This is a genomic window from Sphingomonas sp. 66-10, assembly GCF_001897045.1.
In the GTDB taxonomy this organism is placed as follows: Bacteria; Pseudomonadota; Alphaproteobacteria; order Sphingomonadales; family Sphingomonadaceae; genus Sphingomonas; species Sphingomonas lycopersici.
In genome coordinates this window covers 238,137-243,553 of record NZ_MKRR01000133.1, presented here as the reverse complement: position 1 = coordinate 243,553, position 5,417 = coordinate 238,137, and the positions used below count along the sequence as shown (strand labels likewise).

At 66.2% G+C, this 5,417-nt stretch carries 5 protein-coding genes and 1 pseudogene; 3 read left to right on the top strand and 3 right to left on the bottom strand.

Features of this window, described 5'->3' with window-relative positions; translation table 11 throughout:
* A pseudogene (locus BGN95_RS15075) lies at positions 1–302 on the bottom strand (methylenetetrahydrofolate reductase); the annotation flags it as partial.
* 122 nt (positions 303–424) lie between these two features.
* A complete protein-coding gene (gene pobA / locus BGN95_RS15070; RefSeq protein WP_286773162.1) occupies positions 425–1,600 on the bottom strand; it encodes a 4-hydroxybenzoate 3-monooxygenase in 1,176 nt (391 codons plus the stop codon).
* A gap of 168 nt (positions 1,601–1,768) precedes the next feature.
* Between pobA and BGN95_RS15065 the strand changes: the two genes are divergently transcribed.
* The gene (locus BGN95_RS15065; RefSeq protein ID WP_286773161.1) at positions 1,769–2,617 is read left to right on the top strand and encodes a helix-turn-helix domain-containing protein; all 849 of its coding nucleotides are present in this window, start codon (positions 1,769–1,771) and stop codon (positions 2,615–2,617) included.
* A gap of 24 nt (positions 2,618–2,641) precedes the next feature.
* Here the strand turns inward: BGN95_RS15065 and BGN95_RS15060 are convergent, their stop codons facing one another.
* Positions 2,642–3,712, bottom strand: a complete 1,071-nt coding sequence (locus tag BGN95_RS15060; RefSeq protein ID WP_286773160.1) for an aromatic ring-hydroxylating dioxygenase subunit alpha — start codon at positions 3,710–3,712, stop codon at positions 2,642–2,644.
* A gap of 109 nt (positions 3,713–3,821) precedes the next feature.
* On the opposite strand from BGN95_RS15060, the gene BGN95_RS15055 reads away from it, so the two are divergent.
* Positions 3,822–4,595 (top strand): helix-turn-helix domain-containing protein, encoded by a 774-nt coding sequence (locus BGN95_RS15055; protein WP_286773159.1) that lies wholly within the window; start codon positions 3,822–3,824, stop codon positions 4,593–4,595.
* A 168-nt stretch (positions 4,596–4,763) separates the two neighbouring features.
* On the top strand, positions 4,764–5,417 hold a 654-nt coding region (locus BGN95_RS15050), incomplete at its 3' end, for a TonB-dependent receptor plug domain-containing protein (protein WP_286773158.1).

Sequence of the window (5,417 nt, the reverse complement as noted above, 5' to 3'; positions counted from 1 at the left end):
GCGCCTGCCTCCGCGACGGTGCGGCGGACGATCTGTTCCAGCTCGTCGTGGCTCGCGATCCGTCGCGCCGAAAGGTGCGGCATCGGCTCGAACCCGAGCGCGCGGACGTCGCGCGCGGCGTCGATCCGCGCGTCGATCGCCTCTCCGGGGAGGAAGGTGATCGCCACCGGGGTCTCGGGCGCGATCAGCGGCGCCGCTTCGGCGAGCGCAGCGCGATCCTTCGCCGTCATTTCGAGCGAGTAACCGTCGGTCATCGACAGCGGCGCGCGAGACCAGGCCGGGTGGATGACGGGAACGGTCATAAGCGGTCCTCTCACGAAACGCGCGTCGGCGCTGTTTGGCGAGGGGATTAGAAGCCGCGGCTTGATTCGTATAGATGAAAAATTCGCAAATGAGAATTTATGCCATCCGCGACCCCGTGCGCTCAGAGCGGCAGGCCGACGTAATTCTCCGCGATCGCGGTCTGCATCGCCTCGGATTGCGCCACATAATCAAGCTCGCTGCTTTGCATGTGGTGGGCGAACGCGCCGTCCTCGGGGAAATGGTGCATCAGCTTGGTCAGATACCAGCTGAACCGCTCCGCCTTCCACACCCGCGCCACCGCTTTGGCGGCGTAGTTCTGCAAACCGGTTTCGTCGCTGCGCCGATAATAGCCGATCAGCGCATCGGAGAGATAGGCGACGTCGGACGCCGCCAGGTTGAGGCCCTTGGCGCCGGTCGGCGGGACGATATGCGCGGCGTCCCCGGCGAGGAACAACCGGCCGTGGCCCATCGGCTCCGACACGAAGGAGCGCAGCGGGGCGATCGACATTTCCAGCGCCGGCCCGCGCGTCACGCCGTGGGCGGACAGCGGGTCGAAGCGGCGGGCGAGTTCATCCCATAGCCGCGCCTCGGGCCAGTTCTCGACGCGCTCGTCCCGCGGGACCTGGACATAATAACGGCTGCGCGTCGGCGATCGCATCGAGGCCAGCGCAAAACCGGCAGGGGTGCGGGCGTAGATCAGCTCGGGGTGGCACGGCGGCACGTCGGCGAGGATGCCGAGCCAGCCGAACGGATATTCATGCACATAGTCGCGCTGCACCCCGGCCGGGATGGCCCGGCGCGCGACGCCGTGGAAGCCGTCGCAGCCAGCGATGAAATCGGCCTCGACGCAATGATCGCGTCCGTCTTTGCCGAAGGTGACGCGGGCGCGTGACGCGCCGATATCGTGCAGCGCGACATCCTTGGCCTCGAACACGATATCGAGCCCGCGCGCCGGCGCCGCCTCGATCAGGTCGCGGGTCACCTCGGTCTGGCCGTAGACCGTGACGTGGCACCCGATCAGCCGCGCGAGGTCGATGCGGATGATGCGATCGCCGTCGGCGAGGTTGAAGCCTTCCTCCTTCAGCCCGTGGGCGTTGAGGCCCGCATCGATCCCGAGCCGGTGGAGCAGATCGGTGGTCACCGTCTCGAGCACCCCGGCACGGATACGGCTTTCGACATGCGCGCGGGTCTGGCGTTCGAGGATCAGGCAATCGATCCCTTCGGCGCGCAGCAGATGACCGAGCAATAGCCCGGCCGGGCCGGCGCCGATGATCGCGACCTTGGTGGTGGCACGCATCCAGCCTCTCCTTTTAGAGCATCGCGCCTGGAATCATGATCCACCCCGGCCTTCGCCGGGGTTGAGGGCAGATCGATTTGGCGCACGATGCTATCGCAAGGAACTTATCCGACGCGCCGGGCGGCGGTTCCAGTAACGGAGCGGTCAAATATCTGGTACTATCCAGACATGACGATCGCCGACGTGCCGCATTTCCAGCTTTACGGTGAGGGCGGGAGCTTCGCCGACCCCGGCTTCGTCCATATCGAAACGATCGAGAGCCGCAGCCGCCTGACCGGGTGGGAGATCGGTGCGCACCGCCACGATACGCTCGATCAGCTGCTGGTGATCGCGGCCGGCGCGGTGGCGGTCACCTTCGAAGGGGTGAAAAGGTCGTTCGACGCCCCGGTGGTGATCCATGTCCCCGCCGGGATGATCCACGGCTTCTTATTCGACGAGGACGTCGACGGCGCGGTCATCACCTTTTCGACCGATCTGCGCGCATTGCTCGCGGCGGGGCAATCGGGGTTGGCGATCGTCGCGGATCGCCCGGTTGCGCAATGCCTGACGCGCGCGCAGGCCGAACGCTTCGGTCCTTTGGTCGGCGAACTCTATCGGGAATGCTCGGGGCACGACCTGGGGCGGATCACCGCCGCGGGGTGGCTCGTCGGCCTGCTATTGGTGCAACTGACCCGTGCGGTCCGCGATTCGGCGCTGCCGTTGAGCGGGAACGATGATCGCGCGCGGCGCTTCCGGACGCTCGTCGACGATCATTTCCGCGATCATCGCACGATCGCTTTCTATGCCGCCAGCCTGGGCATGACCGAGCGGAGCCTGACGCGCTTCGTCCGCGCGCATTTCGGCTGCGCGCCGATGCATTATATCCACCGCCGGCTGGTGCTCGAGGCGCGGCGCCTGCTGATCTACGGCAACCACACGGTCGCCGGGGTCGCGGAGCAACTCGGCTTCGCTGACCCCTCCTATTTCAGCCGCTTCTATTACAGGATGACGCAGGAGCGGCCGTCCGCGACCCGATAGGGCCGTGGCGCTGGCGGCGTCCGCTCATTCCGCCGCTTCGTCGGTGATATGCGCCGGCATCCCCTTGGTCGGATAAAAGCCGTTGGCGCGTTGCTGATACACCGCGGCCTCGGCGCGCGGATTGTAGAATTGCCGATACCAGGCGCGTGCGCGGTGGAACGGCCCGTCGGTCGGCAGCCGCAGGATGTCAATCGCGGGCGCCTTGGTGCGCCAGATCGCGAAATCCTGCGAGAAGGCGGCCAGCCCGGTCGCGTGATAGGCCGCGTGCATCGCGCGGTCCGCCTCGGACGGCGGGGTGGCCTGGCCGCGGGTGATGATCCCGTGCCAGATGTGCGTGCGCCCGTCCTCGATCGGGGTGTGGAGGATGATCTGCACCGCATCGGTCTCGCCGCCGAAGCGCGCGACGAGGATGCCGGGGCCGGTATAGACCGCATCGCTTTCGAGCAGCTCGTCGGCGCTGGTCATCGTCTCATGCCCGCCGCCCGAGCGCTGGCGCGCGACGACGCCGTCGAACGTATCGTCGAAATAAGCGAGCTTCATCCCGTGGATCGGGCCGAAATGGCGGGTGTCGGCGATATTGTCGACCACCTCCTGCGGATGGACGTCGATCGTGCCGAGATCGTCATAATCGCATTGCACCCAATGCGGATCGTCCCATTCGGGAAGATCGGGCAGCGCATAATCGGGCGCGCCTTCCTCCGGGTCGTGCCAGATGAAGACGCAGCCATAGCGTTCCTCGACCGGAAAGGCGCGCAATTTGGCCGCGGCGGGGATCGGGCCGTCGAAATAAGGCACGTGATTGCAGCGGCCGTCTGGGCCGAAGCGCCACGCATGATAGGGGCAGCGGATCGAATCGCCCTCGACGCGCCGCGCGCCCTCGCCCGAGCTCTGCTCGGCGGCGAGATGCGCGCCCATGTGCGGGCAATAAGCGTCGAGCACGATCGCGCGCCCGGATTCGCCGCGATAGGCGACCAGATCCCGCCCGAGCAGGCGCAACGCGCGCGGCGCGCGCGATATTTCCGCGGTGGTGGCGGCCATGAACCAGCCGCGCGGGAAGGTGAATTCGCCGAGCCGATAGTCTTTGGTCGTTGCCACGGTCATCCTCTCCGTCGTTCTGGCTGAGGCGTAACTGGGCCGCTTCATCGGCAACGGCAATGATGATATTCGGAGACCGATCGTCAAATGATAGGAAAGCGCTCACCAGGTGATCGATAACCAATCTGCATCTGCTCGGCGCCGCCCCGGCGCGGTCGCGCTGCTCGAACAATTGCGGATCGCGTTGCGTCGCCAGCGGATCGGCGCCGCGGCGTTGGCCAAAAGCGCCGGCGTCGGGGAGGCGACGGCGCGGCGCTGGCTCAACGGGCAGGGGCTGACGCTCGATCGGCTCGATCAGCTATGCGGCATTGCCGGGATCGACATTCGCGATCTGATCGGGGCGGCCGAGGCGGAACTCGCCGCGCAGTTCACGCTGCGGCAGGAACGGATCCTCGCCGCCGATCGCGCGCTCGCCTTTCTGTTCTTCTCGATCCTCAACGGGTGGCAGAAGGAGGATTTCATGCGCGAATTCGGCCTGCCCGCGGCGCGCGTCGAGGCGCATCTGGCGCGGCTCGTCCGGCTCGGGCTGGTCGACGTCAGCGCGAGCGGCCGGGCGCGCGCCTTGACCGCGCGCGCGGTGCGCTGGCGCCGCGGCGGGCCGCTCGCGGCGGCGTTCGAGAACAATATCAAGCAGCTTTACCTGTCGATGGACTTCAGCGCTCCCGACGCGCGTTATGTTTCCGATGTCGTCAAGCTGACCGAGGCGGCGCGCGCGCGGGTCCACGCCCTGTTCGAAGATCTCCGCCGCGACATTCACCGCATCGCCGAGCAAGATCGCAAGGCGCGGTTCGAGCATCATCAATGGAGCGCGTTCATCATGCTGGTCCGCCCGATGGATACGGGCGAAGTCGCGCTCGGCTTCAAGCAAGCGCGCGTGGCGTGAACTGTGGATGAGGGCGGTGTAGCGGCGGCCTACGCCGCTATTCTCCTGAATTAGTTGCGAAAACACCACAGTCGCGCGACGAAATCATCCGTCCCCTGCGGCACTTGATTGACCATGCGCTTCTTCGACTCTCATAGCATCGCGCAGCAGAAAAAAGGGGACCGTGTTATGGGGTTCGTATCTTTCGAGCGCAGCGTCGCCGCGCGCCACCTCCTGCTGGCGGGAATTGCGGCGGGAAGCATGGTTGCGGCAAGCACCGCCGTTGCGCAGACCACGCAAAATGCTCAGTCGGACGCATCGCAGCTCGCCGACAACGCGCCGTCGCCGGACGACGTTATCGTCACCGCATCGCGTATTTCGCGCTCGCCGATCGCCGCGCAGCCGACCGAGGCGATCACCGCATCGGAAATTTCCAAGCGCGGCTACACCAATCTCGGCACCGCGCTGCAGGAACTCCCCGTTTTCAGCACGCCCAGCAACAGCCCGGTCGGCAGTCAGGGATCGTTCGGCGCGGGGCAGACCTTCGTCAATATGTACAATCTCGGGTCCCAGCGGACCCTCACGCTGGTCAACGGCAACCGCTTCGTCACCTCGGCGACGTCGTCGATTTTCGGCGTCGTCGCGGGCAGCCCGGTCGACTTCGCCGCGCTGCCGGTCAATCTCGTCGACCGCATCGAAACGGTTTCCGTCGGCGGTGCGCCGATCTACGGCTCGGACGCGATCGCCGGCACCGTCAACGTCATCCTCAAGAAGAATTTCGAGGGGCTGGCGTTCAACGCGCAGAATGGCATCTCGCAGAAGGGCGACGGCGGAAACTATAAC

Coding starts and splice junctions, on each gene's coding strand:
- pobA (WP_286773162.1), bottom strand. CDS start 1,600: ATGCGTGCCACCACCAAGGTCGCGATCATCGGCGCCGGCCCGGCCGGG.
- BGN95_RS15065 (WP_286773161.1), top strand. CDS start 1,769: ATGACGATCGCCGACGTGCCGCATTTCCAGCTTTACGGTGAGGGCGGG.